This is a genomic window from Pseudomonas sp. DW-iso17, assembly GCF_058725345.1.
In genome coordinates, this window is the sequence record NZ_JBZXEA010000013.1 from 70,893 (window position 1) to 87,997 (window position 17,105).

General features: G+C 52.3%; 13 protein-coding genes and 4 pseudogenes. 8 read left to right on the top strand and 9 right to left on the bottom strand.

Features of this window, described 5'->3' with window-relative positions:
• Positions 1 to 129: 129 nt before the first annotated feature.
• From AC4PS6_RS12545 to AC4PS6_RS12555, 3 genes are read left to right on the top strand one after another with little or no spacing between them, the layout of a single operon-like run.
• Positions 130 to 540, top strand: coding sequence for a hypothetical protein (locus AC4PS6_RS12545; RefSeq protein WP_019819623.1), 411 nt, complete (start codon positions 130 to 132; stop codon positions 538 to 540).
• A 14-nt stretch (positions 541 to 554) separates the two neighbouring features.
• Positions 555 to 767, top strand: coding sequence for a CopG family ribbon-helix-helix protein (locus AC4PS6_RS12550; protein WP_019819621.1), 213 nt, complete (start codon positions 555 to 557; stop codon positions 765 to 767).
• Positions 768 to 826: 59 nt separating this feature from the next.
• Positions 827 to 1,105: a type II toxin-antitoxin system RelE/ParE family toxin gene (locus AC4PS6_RS12555; protein WP_019819619.1), complete on the top strand. Its 279-nt coding sequence runs from the start codon at positions 827 to 829 to the stop codon at positions 1,103 to 1,105.
• 910 nt (positions 1,106 to 2,015) lie between these two features.
• On the opposite strand, the gene AC4PS6_RS12560 is transcribed toward AC4PS6_RS12555, so the two are convergent.
• Positions 2,016 to 3,206: a sensor histidine kinase gene (locus AC4PS6_RS12560; RefSeq protein ID WP_081376978.1), complete on the bottom strand. Its 1,191-nt coding sequence runs from the start codon at positions 3,204 to 3,206 to the stop codon at positions 2,016 to 2,018.
• Positions 3,207 to 3,997: 791 nt separating this feature from the next.
• Here AC4PS6_RS12560 and AC4PS6_RS12565 point away from each other — a divergent pair.
• Both AC4PS6_RS12565 and AC4PS6_RS12570 read left to right on the top strand, forming a co-directional pair.
• Positions 3,998 to 5,485, top strand: a complete 1,488-nt coding sequence (locus AC4PS6_RS12565) for a SulP family inorganic anion transporter (protein WP_019819612.1) — start codon at positions 3,998 to 4,000, stop codon at positions 5,483 to 5,485.
• An 11-nt stretch (positions 5,486 to 5,496) separates the two neighbouring features.
• Positions 5,497 to 6,020: pseudogene (locus tag AC4PS6_RS12570) on the top strand (universal stress protein); the annotation flags it as partial.
• 84 nt (positions 6,021 to 6,104) lie between these two features.
• On the opposite strand, the gene AC4PS6_RS12575 reads toward AC4PS6_RS12570, so the two are convergent.
• Entirely contained in the window at positions 6,105 to 6,500 is a 396-nt protein-coding gene (locus tag AC4PS6_RS12575; protein WP_019819608.1) for a VOC family protein, read from the bottom strand.
• A gap of 114 nt (positions 6,501 to 6,614) precedes the next feature.
• On the opposite strand from AC4PS6_RS12575, the pseudogene AC4PS6_RS12580 reads away from it, so the two are divergent.
• Positions 6,615 to 6,830: pseudogene (locus tag AC4PS6_RS12580) on the top strand (Tn3 family transposase); the annotation flags it as partial.
• A 235-nt stretch (positions 6,831 to 7,065) separates the two neighbouring features.
• Here the strand turns inward: AC4PS6_RS12580 and AC4PS6_RS12585 are convergent.
• Entirely contained in the window at positions 7,066 to 8,025 is a 960-nt protein-coding gene (locus tag AC4PS6_RS12585) for a DMT family transporter (protein ID WP_019819605.1), read from the bottom strand.
• Between the two features lie 255 nt (positions 8,026 to 8,280).
• On the opposite strand from AC4PS6_RS12585, the pseudogene AC4PS6_RS12590 reads away from it, so the two are divergent.
• Positions 8,281 to 8,556 (top strand): annotated as a pseudogene (locus AC4PS6_RS12590) (transposase domain-containing protein); the annotation flags it as partial.
• 31 nt (positions 8,557 to 8,587) lie between these two features.
• Here AC4PS6_RS12590 and AC4PS6_RS12595 read toward each other — a convergent pair.
• Entirely contained in the window at positions 8,588 to 9,217 is a 630-nt protein-coding gene (locus AC4PS6_RS12595) for a LysE family translocator (RefSeq protein ID WP_019819600.1), read from the bottom strand.
• Positions 9,218 to 9,779: 562 nt separating this feature from the next.
• Here AC4PS6_RS12595 and AC4PS6_RS12600 point away from each other — a divergent pair.
• A complete protein-coding gene (locus tag AC4PS6_RS12600) occupies positions 9,780 to 10,940 on the top strand; it encodes a competence protein CoiA family protein (RefSeq protein ID WP_236712996.1) in 1,161 nt (386 codons plus the stop codon).
• A gap of 353 nt (positions 10,941 to 11,293) precedes the next feature.
• Here AC4PS6_RS12600 and AC4PS6_RS12605 read toward each other — a convergent pair whose 3' ends face one another.
• The 5 genes and pseudogenes from AC4PS6_RS12605 to AC4PS6_RS12625 form a co-directional block, all read right to left on the bottom strand.
• On the bottom strand, positions 11,294 to 11,740 hold the full coding sequence (locus AC4PS6_RS12605; RefSeq protein ID WP_019819597.1) for a hypothetical protein: 447 nt from the start codon (positions 11,738 to 11,740) through the stop codon (positions 11,294 to 11,296).
• Complete coding sequence (locus AC4PS6_RS12610; RefSeq protein WP_236183096.1) at positions 11,730 to 13,751, bottom strand: hypothetical protein; 2,022 nt, start codon at positions 13,749 to 13,751, stop codon at positions 11,730 to 11,732. The genes AC4PS6_RS12605 and AC4PS6_RS12610 overlap by 11 nt, the downstream gene beginning before the upstream one ends.
• Positions 13,748 to 15,484 carry a hypothetical protein gene (locus AC4PS6_RS12615; protein ID WP_019819593.1) on the bottom strand — a complete coding sequence of 579 codons (1,737 nt, stop codon included), beginning with the start codon at positions 15,482 to 15,484 and terminating at the stop codon, positions 13,748 to 13,750. The genes AC4PS6_RS12610 and AC4PS6_RS12615 overlap by 4 nt, the downstream gene beginning before the upstream one ends.
• Positions 15,477 to 16,769, bottom strand: coding sequence for a site-specific integrase (locus tag AC4PS6_RS12620; protein WP_032873808.1), 1,293 nt, complete (start codon positions 16,767 to 16,769; stop codon positions 15,477 to 15,479). The genes AC4PS6_RS12615 and AC4PS6_RS12620 overlap by 8 nt, the downstream gene beginning before the upstream one ends.
• 79 nt (positions 16,770 to 16,848) lie before the next feature.
• Positions 16,849 to 17,055: pseudogene (locus tag AC4PS6_RS12625) on the bottom strand (Y-family DNA polymerase); the annotation flags it as partial.
• Positions 17,056 to 17,105 lie beyond the last annotated feature (50 nt).

The following is a 17,105-nucleotide window of genomic DNA, read 5'->3' on the forward strand; positions in this document are numbered from 1 at the left end:
GATTACTTTGAATCATTTTTTTTGGACGCTGGCGTAGAATGAGAGGCTCAATCACATGTCATTCCACCGGCTGCTGATGACATTCCTCACTCGAACCCCACCGTACCAATTCGAGAGAAGTGACGCTTCATGAAAAATCATCCTGACACAGTTGAGCTGTTACAGAAAATTGATAAGCTGCTGACGGCAGTGGAGTCGTTGCATAATTGCCTCCAAACCCTCGAAGCTGTACCCAATGACAGTTACGATATTGCCCGTACCCAATTGCGTAATGCGGCCCGCGAGGCCTCGCACGTGATCGAGCGCCATCGAAGCACGCAAGAACTGAATCAAAAATCAGAGCAAAACGTGCCGCACTCTTTGGCGTTGCTTGCTTCTGCCGAAGCGGCGGAATGGCGCGCCAATGAACTCAGAAAAAATGGCGATTATGCCGAAGCACGCCAAGCCAGCGAACGTGCCATTACGTTACGCCAAGCGGCATCGGAAGCTGCTGTGATTGAACGCCGGCAAGGCATGCACCTTGTGCAGCCAATTGGTTAGAAGTAGCAGTCTTCATGGCAACTACCGCAAAAACTCGATCCGTCACCGCTCATGTACCTATGCAGTTAGCCGAAAAGGTAGATTTAATGGCTGAGCGGCTGGAGCGCTCCAAGAATTGGATCGTCAAGCAGACTCTGGCTGCTTGGATAGACCAAGAAGGGGGGCGCAGTCGCCTGACACGCGAAGCGTTGGCCGATGTAGACGCTGGTCATGTGATTGACCACTAAGCTGTCCAAGCCTGGGCCGACAGCCCCAACACCGAATCGCCATTAGCAATCCCGAATTGATGGAGTTGAATTGCACCAGCAAAGCGCTTTCTGACCTTGCTCGCCTATATGAATTTCTGGCGACGGTGGTGGATCAGCCTGCCGCTGCTCGTACTGTACAGCAACTAACAGTTGCCCCGACAACGTTGCTGGCAAATCCACGCATCGGTGAGCGGCTAGATGAGTTCGAACCTAGCGATGTGCGCCGAATCCTGATTGGCCACTACGAGATGCGTTACGAAATTACGGGATCTATCGTCTACCTGTTGCGCGTGTGGCATAAACGCGAGAACCGATAGATAAATTTTTAACACAAATCGCATTCTCCGCGACGATTCCAGGGAGAGGATCAGTTCTCCTCAGAGTTGACAGCCAGAGTCTCGTTTCCTCGATATTGAATTTCAGACCCTGTATTTCCATAAGAACGAGAAAGTTTCTTGAGATTCGGTAATGCCCGCAGGTAGCACAGTGACGCTCCTCCCAATCGCCAATTGACCGTTGCAAACCAGTCTTTTGAGCGCATATCAAGCAGCCCATTTACCCCTCCATGGAGCAGCCGTGACTCTTGCGAGGCAGGGACAAAGCACAGTTAGATTTTATTGGCAACTTTACGGTAGCTGCTTATCGTGAGAAAGCCATATTCGTAGCGAATATTTTCCTTAAATTTTGGCACTCAACTTAATGAACAAAATCTCCGAACGTACGTTGGCTGGCTGGAATTTTACGTTGAGCACCACGAAGCGGGATCGCTGCCAGCGCCCTTGAAGGGCTCATGGGTGGCGATTTTTTAAATGCACACAGTCTCTACGCTGGCTTCAGATTCGTACCTGGTGGAATTGGTGGAAGCCGTTGAGCTGGCTCGCATTGCTTGGCGGGATACGGTTAATCACCTGCAACACGTTTCAGATGACGTTTGGCTGGGTCAGATGGAAGCAGTGGTGTGTCTTGAAATCCAATACAGAACCCAGCAAGAGCAGCTCTGTCGTTACCTCTACAAAACAGTAATGAGCAGTGGCGGATAATTGCTGCTCTTGGATAGCGCCAATCATTCAAGCCTACGCTGGGCGGGCTTTTTGAGCATCCGAGGGATACGATATCTGACAATCCATTGCCCGACACGGGTTTCAGATTAACCTTACACAGAGCGCTCGCCGAGATGAAGTTGCAGACCGTTTCCATTAAAGTCCTTGTACGTTACGGTCTCCCTGCTCATCTCAGAAGACCATCAGGAACCAGCCTTGCGGGGAGGCGAGTCTTGAACACAGGAGAAAAAATTATCTGAAACGCGGTGCCTCCAAGGTCTGCGTTGGGCTCATGACTTAGCGAACCATCTAGGTTCTTTACCAGTTCAGTGATCACCTTCATTCCCAGCCCCGACATTTTATGTACATCAAAGTCAGTCGGGAGGCCTCTGCCATTGTCGCTCACAGTCAAGCAGCATTGGTGCTGATATGGTGTTAAATGAACGTTGATTTTAGAGGCTCCATATTTCAATGCATTGGTCACCAATTCGTTAACAATCAGACCGATTCGGCTGAGTTGTTCACTATCCAACGCCAGTGGGACGGCGTCGACTGAGATTACCATCTGGCTTTCAGATCCCAGCATCGTAGATAAGCCAGCGCACAATTGGACGAGATAGTCAGCACTATCCAGCGTAGAGGCTGCCTTGCCGACATTAATATGTTTATGCACATTGGCTACAGCAAATATCTTGGTTGCCGCTCTGGAAATCTCCTTAGCCGCTTCAGAGCTGCCCAGCTGAGCACTTTGAATGCTCAACATCGACACAATCAGATGAAGGCTATTCATCACACGATGGTCGATTTCTTCGGCCATTAAGTGGGAATGATTCAGCGCCGCTTCCTTTTCCGCGATGGATCGCATAGCAGACAGGCGCAGCTCCAGTTGATCCATCACAACGCTTGCAAGATCCGTCAATGTGTCTAGCTGGTCTTGGGTGACCGTACGCGGCTGCGTGTCCAAAACACATAGCGTGCCAAGATTGAAACCGTCGTGGGTATGAAGCGGTACTCCCAAATAAAACTGTAACCCGAATTCGCCTGCGACGAGGGGATTAACGAGCGTACGAGGGTCGTGTCTAGCGTCCGTTACTAACCAAGGTTCTGCCTGGAGGATCGCGGAAGAACAAAGGCCTGAATTGCGGGGAATTTGTTTTACGTCGAGTCCGTGATGAGATTTGAACCAGATTCGGTCTGTATCGACGATGCTCACGATTGCTATCGGAGTTCCAAGAAGACGAGCTGCTATCGCGGTCACACGATCAAATGCGCCATCCGGAGGCGTGTCTAGGATGGCGTACCTGCGAACAGCGTTCATCCTGAGCGCTTCCTCTTGAGCGGACTTACTAGAACTGACGGGATGAGTCACGGTGTTCATAGTGTGCACTCACAGGAATAAGGCCAGTAGCTGTGCTCTCGGGTTCGATGGAATGCCCCAAAAAAATTGGAACTTTTCTATGGCCTCGCGCACAGGGAGCAAATTGGATGATAGCAGAGTGTGCATTGCTACACTATTACGTGCGGAACAGCTGGACATCCTACGCTGCGCTCAGTGCGCCGGTATCTTGTGGTTAGAAGAAACCAAAAGGTTAGCGTACGTTTTTTCCGGGTTCTCTCGGCCGCCTTCCGGAACACCCCGGATGGCAGAAGTCCGCATCCGACACTAGGTTCACGCCAGCATGACGATAAGCCTGGACGATCAAACGCGAGCAGAACTGCCTCCGGTCGGCCACGAAGGCAGCTAACAGTAACCGTCTGGCCAACTCACCGCTCAGCACACAGACCAGCTCGAACAGGAATGAATGGAAAGCAAAGTCTTGCCCGCAGGTATACCGATTGACTAAGCCTATATCTGACGTAGCTCATGCAGAGCTTGGCAACGGGTCGCAATCGGCGACGGCTTCATTGTATACTTCGGTTCCGCATACCCCTTGAGCACAGGAACATCAGCATGACTGTACTCCAAACGATCTACTGGCAGCCTACGCCGCCTTAGCGCTACGCCCCCCTCGCAACACCTGCTTCCGCTAGTCTCGCTCGCGGGCGCACACTGCTGTACGCCTGGTTTTTGCACCTCAAGCACACAGCAAAAAATCCTCAAAATTTGAACTTGTATCGATTCGTTCGCCATTCCTTTGGCGTGCGCGATGCTTTGCCTTGGATATTCTGATGCTGCAATCGCTCAAACAAACGTGGTTTTCCAACGTCCGTGGAGACGTGCTAGCAGGTCTCGTAGTCGCCCTGGCATTGATCCCGGAGGCCATTGCCTTCTCGATCATTGCCGGCGTCGACCCCAAGGTTGGTCTCTACGCCTCCTTCTGTATCTGTGCTGTTATTGCCTTCGTCGGCGGTCGTCCCGGCATGATCTCGGCGGCTACCGGCGCCATGGCACTGCTCATGGTTACTTTGGTTAAAGAGCACGGACTTCAGTATCTGCTGGCAGCCACGTTGCTCTGTGGGGTACTTCAAATCCTCGCGGGTTACCTGAAGCTAGGTTCGCTGATGCGCTTCGTCTCTCGCTCTGTGATCACGGGTTTTGTAAACGCATTAGCGATTCTGATTTTTATGGCGCAGTTACCTGAATTGACCAACGTGACCTGGCACGTCTACGCCATGACCGCAGCGGGCCTAGGGATAATCTACCTGTTTCCGTATGTACCTGTGATTGGCAAGCTGATTCCTTCGCCATTAGTGTGCATCCTGACACTGACTGCACTTGCCTTTTACCTCGGGCTGGACATCCGTACCGTGGGTGACATGGGCCAATTGCCGGACACACTGCCGATTTTTCTGTGGCCTGAAGTGCCGCTGAACTTTGAAACCCTGCGCATCATCTTTCCTTACTCCGCAGCGCTGGCAGTTGTAGGCCTATTGGAGTCGATGATGACCGCGACCATCGTCGACGGTCTGACGGATACCACCAGCAACAAAAACCGCGAGTGCAAAGGTCAGGGTGTGGCCAACATCGCCGCTGGCATGCTCGGCGGGATGGCAGGTTGCGCGATGATCGGCCAGTCAGTCATCAACGTGAAATCTGGTGGCCGCACCCGCCTCTCGACATTGTGTGCCGGCGTTTTCCTGCTGCTGATGGTGGTATTTCTTGGCGAATGGCTCTCTAAAATCCCGATGGCGGCACTCGTGGCAGTGATGATTATGGTGTCCATCGGTACCTTTAGCTGGGATTCCTTGCGCAATATGAAAGAGCATCCGCTGTCGACCAACCTCGTCATGGTGGCGACCGTCGTGGTCGTCGTGGCCACTCACAACCTGGCCTACGGCGTATTGGTCGGTGTGCTGCTGGCGTCCCTGTTCTTTGCCAACAAGGTCGGACACTATCTGGACATCAAGAGCACTCTGCAAGAGGCGCAATCGCATCGGACTTATTACGTTGTGGGCCAGGTGTTCTTCAGCTCTGCAGACAAGTTCACTGAGGGTTTTGACTTCAAGCAAGCGCTGAAAAAGGTCACCGTCGATCTCACACAGGCGCATTTCTGGGATATTACCGCCGTCGCAGCGCTGGATAAGGTCGTGATCAAGTTCCGCCGTGAGGGCGCTGAGGTTGAAGTGCTCGGTCTCAATGAAGCCAGCGCAACAATCGTTGACCGCTTCGGTATGCATGACAAACCCGGTGCCATCGACAAGCTCATGAGCCACTAAGGAGGACGACAATGACCCACGTAATGGCATGCAGATAACTCACAATCCGCATTGGCGGTCTGTGATTACGCAGCATGGGCTTCGCAACGTCTCAGCGCTCCCCCTGACCTTGCTTCATGTGCTGGATAAGGAGAAATATCCTGCATCCGCTGACCTCAGCGGCAATATCGGTCTCGGCAGCAGTGAACATCTACTGGAAGATCTGGCCACGCTGGATGCGCAGCGTGCAAAACTGGCCTTGGAGCATGGCCAACACATGCTGGAAAAGGCCAGGGAGCGAACGGCCATTTCCGGCGCTGCGTTTCCTGAGCTGAAGCAGCGCCACGGACACTTGGTAGAAATCTGAGCGACCTTCAGGAGGATTCGACTGTTGGTGATAGGAAGAGTGGGTGAAGACAACTCACGCAACGCGCACAGCCTTGGCAGCCAGATAGAAGCTGTGGTGCGAACAATTCACCGGCCTATCCTGATCACAGCTAGCAGCTATAAAAAGCCCGAAAAGGTGATGCTCGCATTTGACGGCAGCTCCACTGCCGTATCCGTCCGGCGAACACGCCTTGCTTCCCGATAGATAATGCTGCGCCCTCGATTCTCGACTGTTCAAAGTTTCAAGCTACGCTTAGGGATCCGGAGCATATGCAAAACAAAGCTTATTCCCCTCTGGATCCCGACAATATGCTGCATAGAAATCTGAAGCATATTCTCGAAAGCCCGGCTTACCCTCATTGGTTCCTCCCATCTCAATAGCAAGCGCCCAGACCTCACGAACCTGGGCCTCCGAAGCTGCCAGAAAACTCACTTGAACACCGTTCCCCCAAGTGGCTGCAAGACCATTTATAGGGTGCTGGACGTAGAACTGGGGCCATCGCCTATTGGGGTATCGCCAGCCTACGCCGCGAGCAGCCCCACCGTTCCCTTCAGGCATCTGGATAAGGCCTAGTTTCGCCAGCAAGGCGTCGTAAAAGACTACCAAACACTCAAGATCCCTAGCTCCGACGTGCACGTGACTGAACATAGGTATACTCCGCGAAAGGGGGACGTGTCGCTTTGTGATAATGCGCAAGCACCGGGCATCACACATTGTAATGTCGCCCCGGTGCACACGGGTGTCTAGCCATCTTTGCTGGACTTGACCGCAGCCATTGTGCTGTGGAACACGGTGTTTCTCGAGCGGGCAGCCCAAAGGTCAGCCGACGCCGGAAAGCCGGTGAATACAGATCTGTATCAGTACCTGTCGCCGTTGGGCTGGTAGCACATCAACCTGACAGGCGATTACGTGTGGCGGCAGAGCCACAAACTGGAAGATGGAAAATTCAGGCCGCTACGGCAGGTCGGAAAACCTTAGTATACGATTTTCCCGGTTCCTGCTCACTAGCGGTCGACGGCCAGTTCGTGGAATGCGCACTGACGTATGCGTCCTGTCAGCGGTGTCCAGCCAACACATCTTCCAAGCTCCGGCATTAAGCGCCACGGTGTCTCCGGTTTTAAAATGAACACCATCGCGCTTATAGCTGGGTTTGTGTAGGTGACTCCAAACGACGCTTACCAAAGAACTTTCTCCGATGGGCTTTCAGAGCAAATCACGCCTGTACACTCGAACCTGCGCGGTAACTTGGCGTCATGACCTTTATTGCGATTGTGGCACCTGTTAACAGGGCTATTACTCCCAGCATCTCAAGACCGGTAGGTAGACGGTTTTCGGCGATAAGGCCGAACGCAGCGGCGAAGATCGTTTCTACAGAAATGAGCTGCCCAGACAGGGCCATGGGTAACCGCTGGCTTGCAATGTTCCAAGCCCATGCCCCTCCAACGGAGGCAAAACATGCCAGCGCTGATGCTGCGGCGAAAACCGGTAGAGTATTGTCCAAACGTAGGTCAATGTGCGGGTAGCTATATACCCCAAACACAAGCCCGAAAGGTAAGAAAAGCAGGACGCTGACACCTGCTCCACTCATCATTAGTCCAGTCCAAAGACCTGAATGTACTTGGGGAATTTTTGCCAATATCTTTTGGTTTAATATGCTGAACATTAACCAAGCCAATACTGCGCCTAACGCATAACCTACTGCCACAAGGTACGAGGGCGCGCCTCCATCTAAAACGCTGACCAAAATTCCATAATTCGTTGCAACCAAACCAAAAACTGCCAGAATTATGGGTGCACAGAAGCTGCTCCAGGAAACTGTTCGGTTGATCAAATTGCCTGTGATGGCAACTATAACCGGCGTAGCGCTCAAAAATGCGGGTGCGATTATAGCCCCACCGTGAAGTACACTTCCCATAATGCATCCTATGTAAAGAGCATATCCTAGGACGCCAAGCAGCCCGGCCATCATAGTTGAACGCCAGCTTAAAACTGGATCGCCAGGCCAATAAACACGAATAACAACAAGACCAATGCAGCCAGAGATGATGAATCTCAATGTAATAAAATCAACCGGTCCAAAATCTCCCATCATGTAAGGAGACAGAAAATTAAGCGCCCAGCTGAACGTAGCGAAAATTGCAGCTGCAATCCCAATCACATAGGATTTTGACATCGCCTCTCCTGTGACGGGCTTACACGCCCGATTTTAGATAATAGGATCGCAATATTTCGAGGAGCGAATCTCCTTACCGTCCTTTATACCAATAAATTGTGACCCATAGGCCGTCTGAGTTGGTTTACCCAAGTTAACGCCCATCCCTACGTCGCCACCACTTTCAGACTTGCCTTCGAACATGGATTTTGTCTAGTCGTGAGCGCCAGTCTAGAAAGCGCATTGTCACAGCAAGTCGGGTCTTACACGGCCGCAGCGCTGTCGCGCTACCTTGATGACGGTGCCGTACCCATAGACAACAAATGGGCCGAAAACCAAATCAGGCCATGGGCTCTTGGGCCGAAGAACTGGCTCTTTGCAGGGTCGCTGCGCAGCGGTAAACGTGCGGCAGCGATCGTGAGCCTGATCCAGTCTGCACGGCTGAATGGTCATGATCCGTATGCTTATCTGAAAGACGTTCTCAGACGCCTGCCGACGCAGCGGGTGAGTGAAATCAAGCAGTTGCTTCCGCATAAGTGGGAGCCCGTTTAATCATGTAAGGGTGACGCTCGGACGTACACACTTAAGTTCGTCTGGCTGTAGCCAATAAGGCGGCTGCGCCGAGCATCATTGCACCCGTTATGCGATTGATGATCGACAATTTCCGCTTCGAAGGGTGCAGAGATCGAATGATGCTGCCAGCAAGGGCCCAGCCTATAGCGGCGATAAACTCGACCGCAATGTAGATTGCACTTAAAACGACGAACTGGGCAGTGAAGGAGGCGCCAGTACCAGCAACAATGAATTGGGGAACAAAAGCAGTGAAGAGCAAGATTGCTTTGGGGTTGGTCATGGCAGTCATGAACTCCCTGCGTGCCAAGGAGTAGGCATCGACAGGCTGGAATACCGAAGCCCCATCTTCGTGACAATCACGGCCTATCATCATTCTTACGCCGAGATAGGCGAGGTAAAGGACACCTACCCACTTAATAATCTGGAAAGCGGGTTCAGACGCCTCTAGCAATGCGCCTAAACCGACAATCACCATTGCGATCATCAATGCAAAGGCCGTACACCGACCTGACAGACCGACCACTGTAGGCAGCAAACCCTGCCTGCTGCCATTTGCGAATGCAAGCAGGTTGTTGGCGCCCGGTGAGACGGCAACGATTGCTGCTGCGGGGAGAAATAGGAGGAGTTGGGCTAGGGTCATGGTTGGAACCTCGGCATCGACAATAATTGATTCTAGCCAGAGCTTGAATAGTCTCTACGAGGATCGGGCATATTTCGCAGCGCCTATCCTTTGGAGAAGCGGTGTTCAGGTGTTTGTTGGTAGCTTCGGAGTATGCTTTGGGGTCAGTAAGGTGTGTTGGCTAGACGCTTACTACGCTTCCGCAAATCACCTTTGTTTACGTTCACCCCCGCTGAACCCTGGATGATAGCAGCATCTCATGCTCACTGGATTGTTTGCGACGTCAAAGGGCCCGTGCCGTACTCACTGGGCTTGTGTCTCGTAACCAAAACGATCTAAAACGTTAGCGCACGACCACAAGCATAAGTACATCCTGCGATGGTCCCCGCTAAATTCAGAGAATTAAAACTGTCGCAGGGTATAAAAATCTGTCGCAGGCTGGTCGCCGTTGTGACGGGTCGCTGCCAAATAAGTATTCTCCAGGCGTCGTACCTGACAGACGTTTCAGATTACTAAAGATCAAATACTGACTCTGTTGTGAATCTGAACTGCGTCTTTGGAAAAGGAGGTTGCCTTGGCTTGCGTGGGTTTAGTGAACGGCTGTCGTACTGTGGCCTCAGTGCTTAGCGATGAAGATTGGAAGAAAGTAGTGAAAATATCGAAAGGCCGCCAGGTGCTCATGCCGGATACGAAACTTCCGGCACAGGCCAAAACCCTCAGACGGGATGGAGGCATCACCAGGTACTTTTCCCATTTTCCTGGAGAGAGCCCTGAGGGCTACTCCAGCACTGAAAGCCCAGACCATATCGCCATGAAGGTGGCCATTTACAAGAAGCTGGTTGCTCTAGGCATTCAAGCCGAGCTTGAAGACGGCGTAGACGATTGGCGGGCTGACATTCTGGTTGGCGACTCGGCCTTTGCTCCGCGCCTAGCAATAGAAGTGCAGATTTCGCCTCAGTCTGCGCAGCGGACATATGAGCGCACTGAACAACGCAATCGCTCTGGTGTTCCGACTCTTTGGATATTCGGCAGTATCGGCCTGACGGGCGTTATCAACGAGGATCTAGCACGAACAAACCCCGTGTTCGTCGCAAAAACACCACTGGATGCAGCCGATATAGCGAGTGCAGTGTGTCGTGGCCAAGCATTCTACGATGACTTGTCGCACTACCAGCAAACGCCAGCAAGACCAGTTGCGCTGCTCATAAACTGTGCATGCGGAGACAGATGGCTCTACCCGTTCGGCTGTGTTTTGCTTCTCAACAGAATCTCCGGTGAAACTGCCCCAATGTTCATTAGTTGCTTTAGGACAAGCAGGGTGGGAAAGGGGCTTCTACCTACAGCTAGAATGAGGGCGGTGGAAAGATATTTTGACCTGGGCATGTCTGCCGTGAAAGTTAGCGCCGAAAAATATGGCGTTGGGTTTGGACGGCCATCTGAGGTCTGGCATCGTTACGGGCGCTTTGGAAACTCAAAATCAGGCATTCGGGTATGGGAGCGAAGCTATAGCTGCCCGACCTGCACCAGCACGCCTGAACCGCTGACGCGGGGCTTACCAAAGAATGTAGCCCTGTCGATGTGCCCGGTCCCCGTCGCCACTACCGTCGATGCGCGTTCTGTTCTTAGCGTCACACCGAGTTGGAGAATGAGCAGAAAGGACGGCTGGGTTGAGTCTGTAATGTGTGAACGTAGATGGAAGGATGAATTCATCTACCCGCTCAGGTCGGCAATTGCGCAGGCGTGACTCGCTGAACAGTTGCAACATGCCTAATCGGGTGGTCGCGACAGTTTTAATTCTCTAGGCCTCCGCTCCACAGCAGAGACTTGAGGGTTTGCGACAGTTTTGCGTTTCCTCCAGAGTTGGCTTGAAGCCCCAGAAAGCCGGGCTTCGCAGCGACAGTTTTAATTCTCTAAATCCACCGCGACTGTCGTGATGATCCGCCTCGACGATACTCCAGGTGTCGTCTCGTCCCCCTGGTCAGTCAGCAAGGTCAGCCAAAGCGGACGCTCGTTGAGCATAGCCTCACAACACGCTCATTGAGTATCGCCCCTAGCCTTGCGGCTAGTTGCGGATCGTGTACCCCCACGACTGCCATCTCAAAGCTTTCTGGGCCCGCGTGGATCCAACGATAGTATGTTGGACGCAGGTAACTGTCGTTCAAGCTCAGCAATACGGTCATACAGCTCTATGATTTTCGCATCCGCCTCGCTCAATAAACTTGCTAGCTGGTCGCGCTGTCGGGCAACCTGCTCAATCCGATCTCGCAAGGCGCGGCTTTTCTGACGGGCAAGATGATTTATCTGGTTCAACGAACGAGGTCGCTCCTCCGCATGTTGTTCGATGTAGGTTTTTATCTCTGCGATGAGACTCGGGAAACGTGATTTCTTAAGTGCCGACGGATCGCTCCCGGCCTCTTTGGCCACGTTGTTTTGAGTAACCGGTGTCCCCTTCGTTAGAAGCTGCGGCTTATTGAGTTTCAAGCGCTCAAAAGCCTCGCGATATTGATCGGCCGCGCTGCGACGCGCCGTGAGTTCAACGTCCATTTGCTCCCCCTATGACTCGCCGGAAGCTCTCTACGCTTCGTTGTTGAGCGATTAAGGACTCCATTAGCGGACTTCCGTACTGAGCATTAACAAGCCGCTCTTTGAGGACATGTTCAAGATCATCGACTGCGTCCAATCGTTCTGAGTCATACAGCACATCAGGGCAAGGTTTTTCATCCTCCGAATCACCGCCCCCGCAATGAGCAATGTTGTCGACTCCTCCGTACGGACAAGGCTTGCGACTCGAGCAAACGCCAAGAAGGATTTGGCGACATGCTGCGGCACCCTTCTTCGCCAAACCGATCATCTTCTTTGCATCCTCTGGCGTGATCAGCCGAACGATCTCAGCCTTACGTTTATCTCCATGGGGACTTACAAAACGCTCACTCGTAAGCTGCTGTAACTCTCTACCAAGCGTCTCGTACATCGTGCGAACGTACAGCGTGTGAGCCTTATCCTCTAGACGCATCTGCGAGTGATTTTGTCCGTAGTAAAGGCTCATCGCTCGGGTGACGTGCTTGAGTTGGTACTGAAGCGAGGCATCGCTTACGAGCCCGGAAGCTTGCATGTTTACTGCACCAGTTCTACGCAACTGATGCCATGCTAACGGCCATACCGCGCCCACTTGATAGTCCTCCGGCAATGTAGGAGTAGCTAGCCGGGCCAATTTCAAATCCTCACTCGTGATACGCAAACGCTCCAAGTCAAACACCTTGCCGTAGTGGCTCAAAAGGTCGGAATATGACGGAATACTTGGTCTCAGTGAGTGATCATTTTTCTTGCTCGATGGGGCCCACGGTTCGTAAGAAAACGAGGTTAAAAAACGCCCCGTGAGCCCGCTCGCAGCTACATGAGGTGCGTATAATGACCGAAACAGAGAAATGACCTCCATCGCCCTCACTGCGACCTTTACAGATGGGGATGTGACCCACAGGGCGTCGCTATCGGCCTGCGTTTTCGTCGTCTGTCCACGTAACAAAAAAATGTCGCCGAAATTCTTGTCGTGCTCGACCTCAAGGCATCCCGCTCGAAGATTCCAAGCTTCCTCGACTCGCATGAGGCTGAAGTTAAGGATGTAAGCTAAACCTGCGCTATTGACCAGTTTCAGATAGCTAGTCAGCGTTCTTACTTGCAATTCACCACTGCGCCCCACCCAACGTTCAAGTAGCTCAAAAATGCCGAAGCGTTTCGCGGTATCTGCAAACGCTCCGAGAAAACGAAGCCCCGTTTTAGCGCCTGATAAATGCATCTTATGGCCGCAAAAAGGTTGTGCGTTTGCGCACGCCACTCTTTTTGAAACTCTATGATTATGTTCGTAAGCCTCAATGCTGAACCGGTAACAAGCTTCAACTTGTTGTTGATGGGATAGGAAGTCATCAAGACACTCTCGCAGCCTGGTGACTTGGTAGTGCCAAATACGTGGAGGAATGTACGGTGTTTGAGCTGTTTGGTGGGGTGGAAACAGCGCAGCCAGACGGGTTAGCGAGCCCGAATCCAGCAAAGTAAACCCTACGGCGCTGCGAGACGCGTATAGCTCATGCATTAACGACAGAAACTCAGTCTTTCTTGAGGCATGAAGAAAGGCAGGGATTTCCTCGCATACGCGTGGAAAGCGGCTCAATTCGCTGGCCAGTATTCCTGCCTCTTCACACAAAACAAACAACCGCCGCATCTGATCGAACCGCGTCTTTAGAGATCGATAGCCGCGAGCGCCGTACGGCCCGTATAGCCACCAGCCTGTGATGATACGAAGCAGATCAGCGTTCGCCGAGCTAATGGGCGCCGCGACTTTTGTGGCGGGGCCATCCCCGAAATTTAGCGTTAACGCCTTCTTGGCCCATGGGTCAAGCCTCCAAACTGGGTCGCCCCAACGGCTTACTACTTTGCCCTGTGCATCAATTACGACAGGCCAATCAGGTGGCGGAGGCCAGCTCTCAGGACGGTAATTTGGCGCTCCGGGAACGGCGAGAGGCGACTCAATAGAAAGCCCTAACGTCGTGAGGATATTCATAAGGAAGGTCCCGCTGTAACTTCCGCCAGCCGAATAAATCCGTCCCAAGCTGGGTGATAACTCTCCTCAGCTATGCGAGCCAGTGCCTCCTCAACCCAAAGCCGACGCACCTCGCTACTTTCTTGAAAGAACCGCAGCTTCGCACTCAGACGCTCAATCGCAAGCATTGCAGGATGGTCAGCCTCCTCAGATCTATCCGTGGAAGCTGGACGATATCTAGTTAGCTCCAAGCTCTTGAGCACGCGCAAACTACTTAGCGACCAGACGTGATCTTCGCTTTCAATATCCCGATGATTGACGCAGAAGAGGCAACCAGCAGCGTTGATACAATCGGGATCAGGTGCATTCGTCGGAGCATCTACGACCGATTCTGGCAAGGACGTCGCACAAGCACCTGGAGCAGGTGAGCAAATGACGGGATCTGATTGCCGGTGAAATCGAGTAATTTCAATCATCGCAATTTGCGGATTGGGCTCAGCGTACACACGGATCAACGTTTCAGCTGTGTGCTGTGCGATTTCCGCGACCAGTTCAGGGCGTTGCGATTCACGTAACAACCAGTTAATACGAGCACCCCGTAGCTTACGTGGTCGAACGAATCGAATATTGGAATCGGTACAGAGGCGCACTAGAGCTGTGAACTGAGGAGCTTCTACAACGAGACGTCCCCCAAGACGGACGAGAGGAAAAAGAAGCCCCTCTAGGTCGTCCGGAAACCACGTGTTTCGCCACTCAATGTAGCGTTCAAACCACTCCTTGTAGCTTGAGAAAACTTCAAATAGCACTTCGCCCTGACGACGCTTTTTGTAAGACCTGACTTGGTAACCATCAAGGTGACTCGTATAGTGGTATTGGTCGATCCGAAGTTGATGCGCCTGCGACAAATTCATGCCGGTTTGCGCGATGAACATAAGCATCTCGGCTTCGATTCTCAGATTTACTGCCGGGTATCGAGTCTCGATTGAAACGTCAGAGTCCCGGAATTCTCGGTGTCGAAGGATGGCCGCAATCTGGAATTTGGTTTGAGGTCGAACCCGTCGTGACGCTTCTTTCTCTGTATCGCGAAGGCCGCACCAGATAGGTAGCGTTGTACCCGATCTCAATGCCACTTGGATGGGGAGTGGTCCCGCCACAGCCTCATAAGTGAGTGACGTACAGAGGTCGGCAATTAACTGCCCGAAAGAAAAGCTCTCTTCCACACTTTGCTTATCAGCGCTCCCATTTCTAACCCGTCCGTTGCCTCTGGGTTTGCGAATTCGTGTGCTGTACAAAAGTGTCGAGCTTCGGCCTAGCACTCGATCAAGCATCGTCGCTGTCAAACTTGCAGTGTCGTATAACGATCCGGCAGTTAAATATCCTTCCACACGGTGACGGTGTAAAAGATGCTCTGCCCACCCCAGGTAAGCTTGCGCAACCTTGTCAATGCTCAACTGGCGTCCGGATTGATCCGCCCACCGAAAAAACTGCCGCAACGAACCGATCTTGTTATTCGCCGAAAAGCGGCTCCCCCCGCCTACAAGGTCGTCGGCCAAACACTCGTGGAGCTCCTTTACAAGCTCTACCCGTTCCAGCAAAGGATCCCCTAAAACACCTGATGTGATTTCATTGCGTACAGTCTTCACTTTTGCCTTTGCACCACCGCTGTATAAAAATGGGGTCAGATCCCAAGGCGTCTCGTTCTTCGCGTACTCAAGCATTGGAAACGTTAGGTCTGAAGACGTCCGATTATTCATTGCTCGCTCCGTGCCTGGAAGAAATCCCTGTAAACGCAGCCATGAAGCTGTTCGCAATGGCCTGCTTAGCGGGTGTGGCTTGCACAAACTTGATGTATTTGAAGGTAGTAGCCTCCGAATTTCGACCGTGAAGCAATGCATTGCTAACAGTCGCAATCACTATCGCCACATCATCGCAATTTGCTAAAGCCAGCTTGGCTAGCTCAGTTCCAAAGGTGCACCGGGACTGATGGAAGCGAAATGTCCTGAGTACCTTAACGCCAGCTGTGATGCCTGCTTTTCTAAGCGATGACATCTCAACGTTTATGGCCGAAGACTGATCGCTGCTGCGCCGTCCGAAGGTATTACCGAAACGAGTCAAGAAAACTAGGTCTCGATTCTCATCGGCAGCAGATGCCTCGCGACTTAACCTGCGGAGCCCCTTGGAATATTCCAAAACTTCTGAACACAAAGCTTCGGGAATCCATACCTGGCCAGTTACTCCAAATTTGGTATGCACGGGCGGGGACGCACCTGGCCCCACAAATATCCTAAGCAGGCCTTTAGCGGACGGATCAGGTATCGCACGTTCCAACGCGCCGATACGAAGGTCACAGATTGTTCCCAGTCGCATACCCGTGAAAAAGCCTAGAGCTAGCATCAGGTACAGCTCAGGCGAGGCATTACGTTTTGCAAAATCGAGAATGACGTCGCGGTCAGATGAGGTGACAGGAAGCAACCCGCCTTCCAAAGTGATCCCGATGCGTTTCCGGTTGGGAATCCCCAGATCGGTAGTAGTGCCAGCGAAGGTTCGTTCAAAACCAACCTGGTCAAAGTATTTGATGAAAAAGCGCTTGTCTTTCCATAGTGGCAACAGCGGAGATAGAAGCCCACGCTTCCTGACCCACCTATAGAAACTGATGCAGTTGCGCATGTACTCGGAGGCCGTTGCTGGGCTGATATGACCAGCATCTCGCGCCTTAATAAGCGCCCCACGGTACTGAACGAGACACCGATCAGCTTTTCGAGACGGGAACTCAAACCACTCAAGTCTGCGGCTCTCCAAAAACTTCGCGTAGTTCAGCAGTCCATTAACGTTGCTGGAAACGGTCTTTAGGATTGCTTCCCCATTGGTGACACGCTCCATAGCCCAGAGGTTCGCCTCTCTCCAGGGCAAGCCGTTTACCCAGAAAATTTGTGGTAGCCCTTCGATTACTACCCGGGAGCTATTCGACGAGTAGGTAATCAGGCGGTCTTTGACAGAAAGGTCATGCGGACTGAAGTGGATGTGCTCAACGGTAGCCAAGGGATATCTCTGTAAGAAAAAGCGCCAATGTCCATGGGAACCCTATCTAACTTTGGGCGTCCACAGTATGCAACTTATTCTTATCGATGCTATACACCTCAACTGCCGGTACCATCGCCTCGATCAAGCTCATCACGCGTTCGCTCATGTCGCCGTACAGCGCATAGTTGGAGGAGAACGCGACAATGCCGTGCTGCCTGAGCTTATGCTTGATCTGGAAATACGGCTCGCCCATCTTGATGAACGGCTTCGCGTCGTAGCTGCGTGCGATCACACAGCCATCGTTGTATCTGAATGACCCTAACAGTTAGTAACTCTCAAGCCTTTGATTATTAA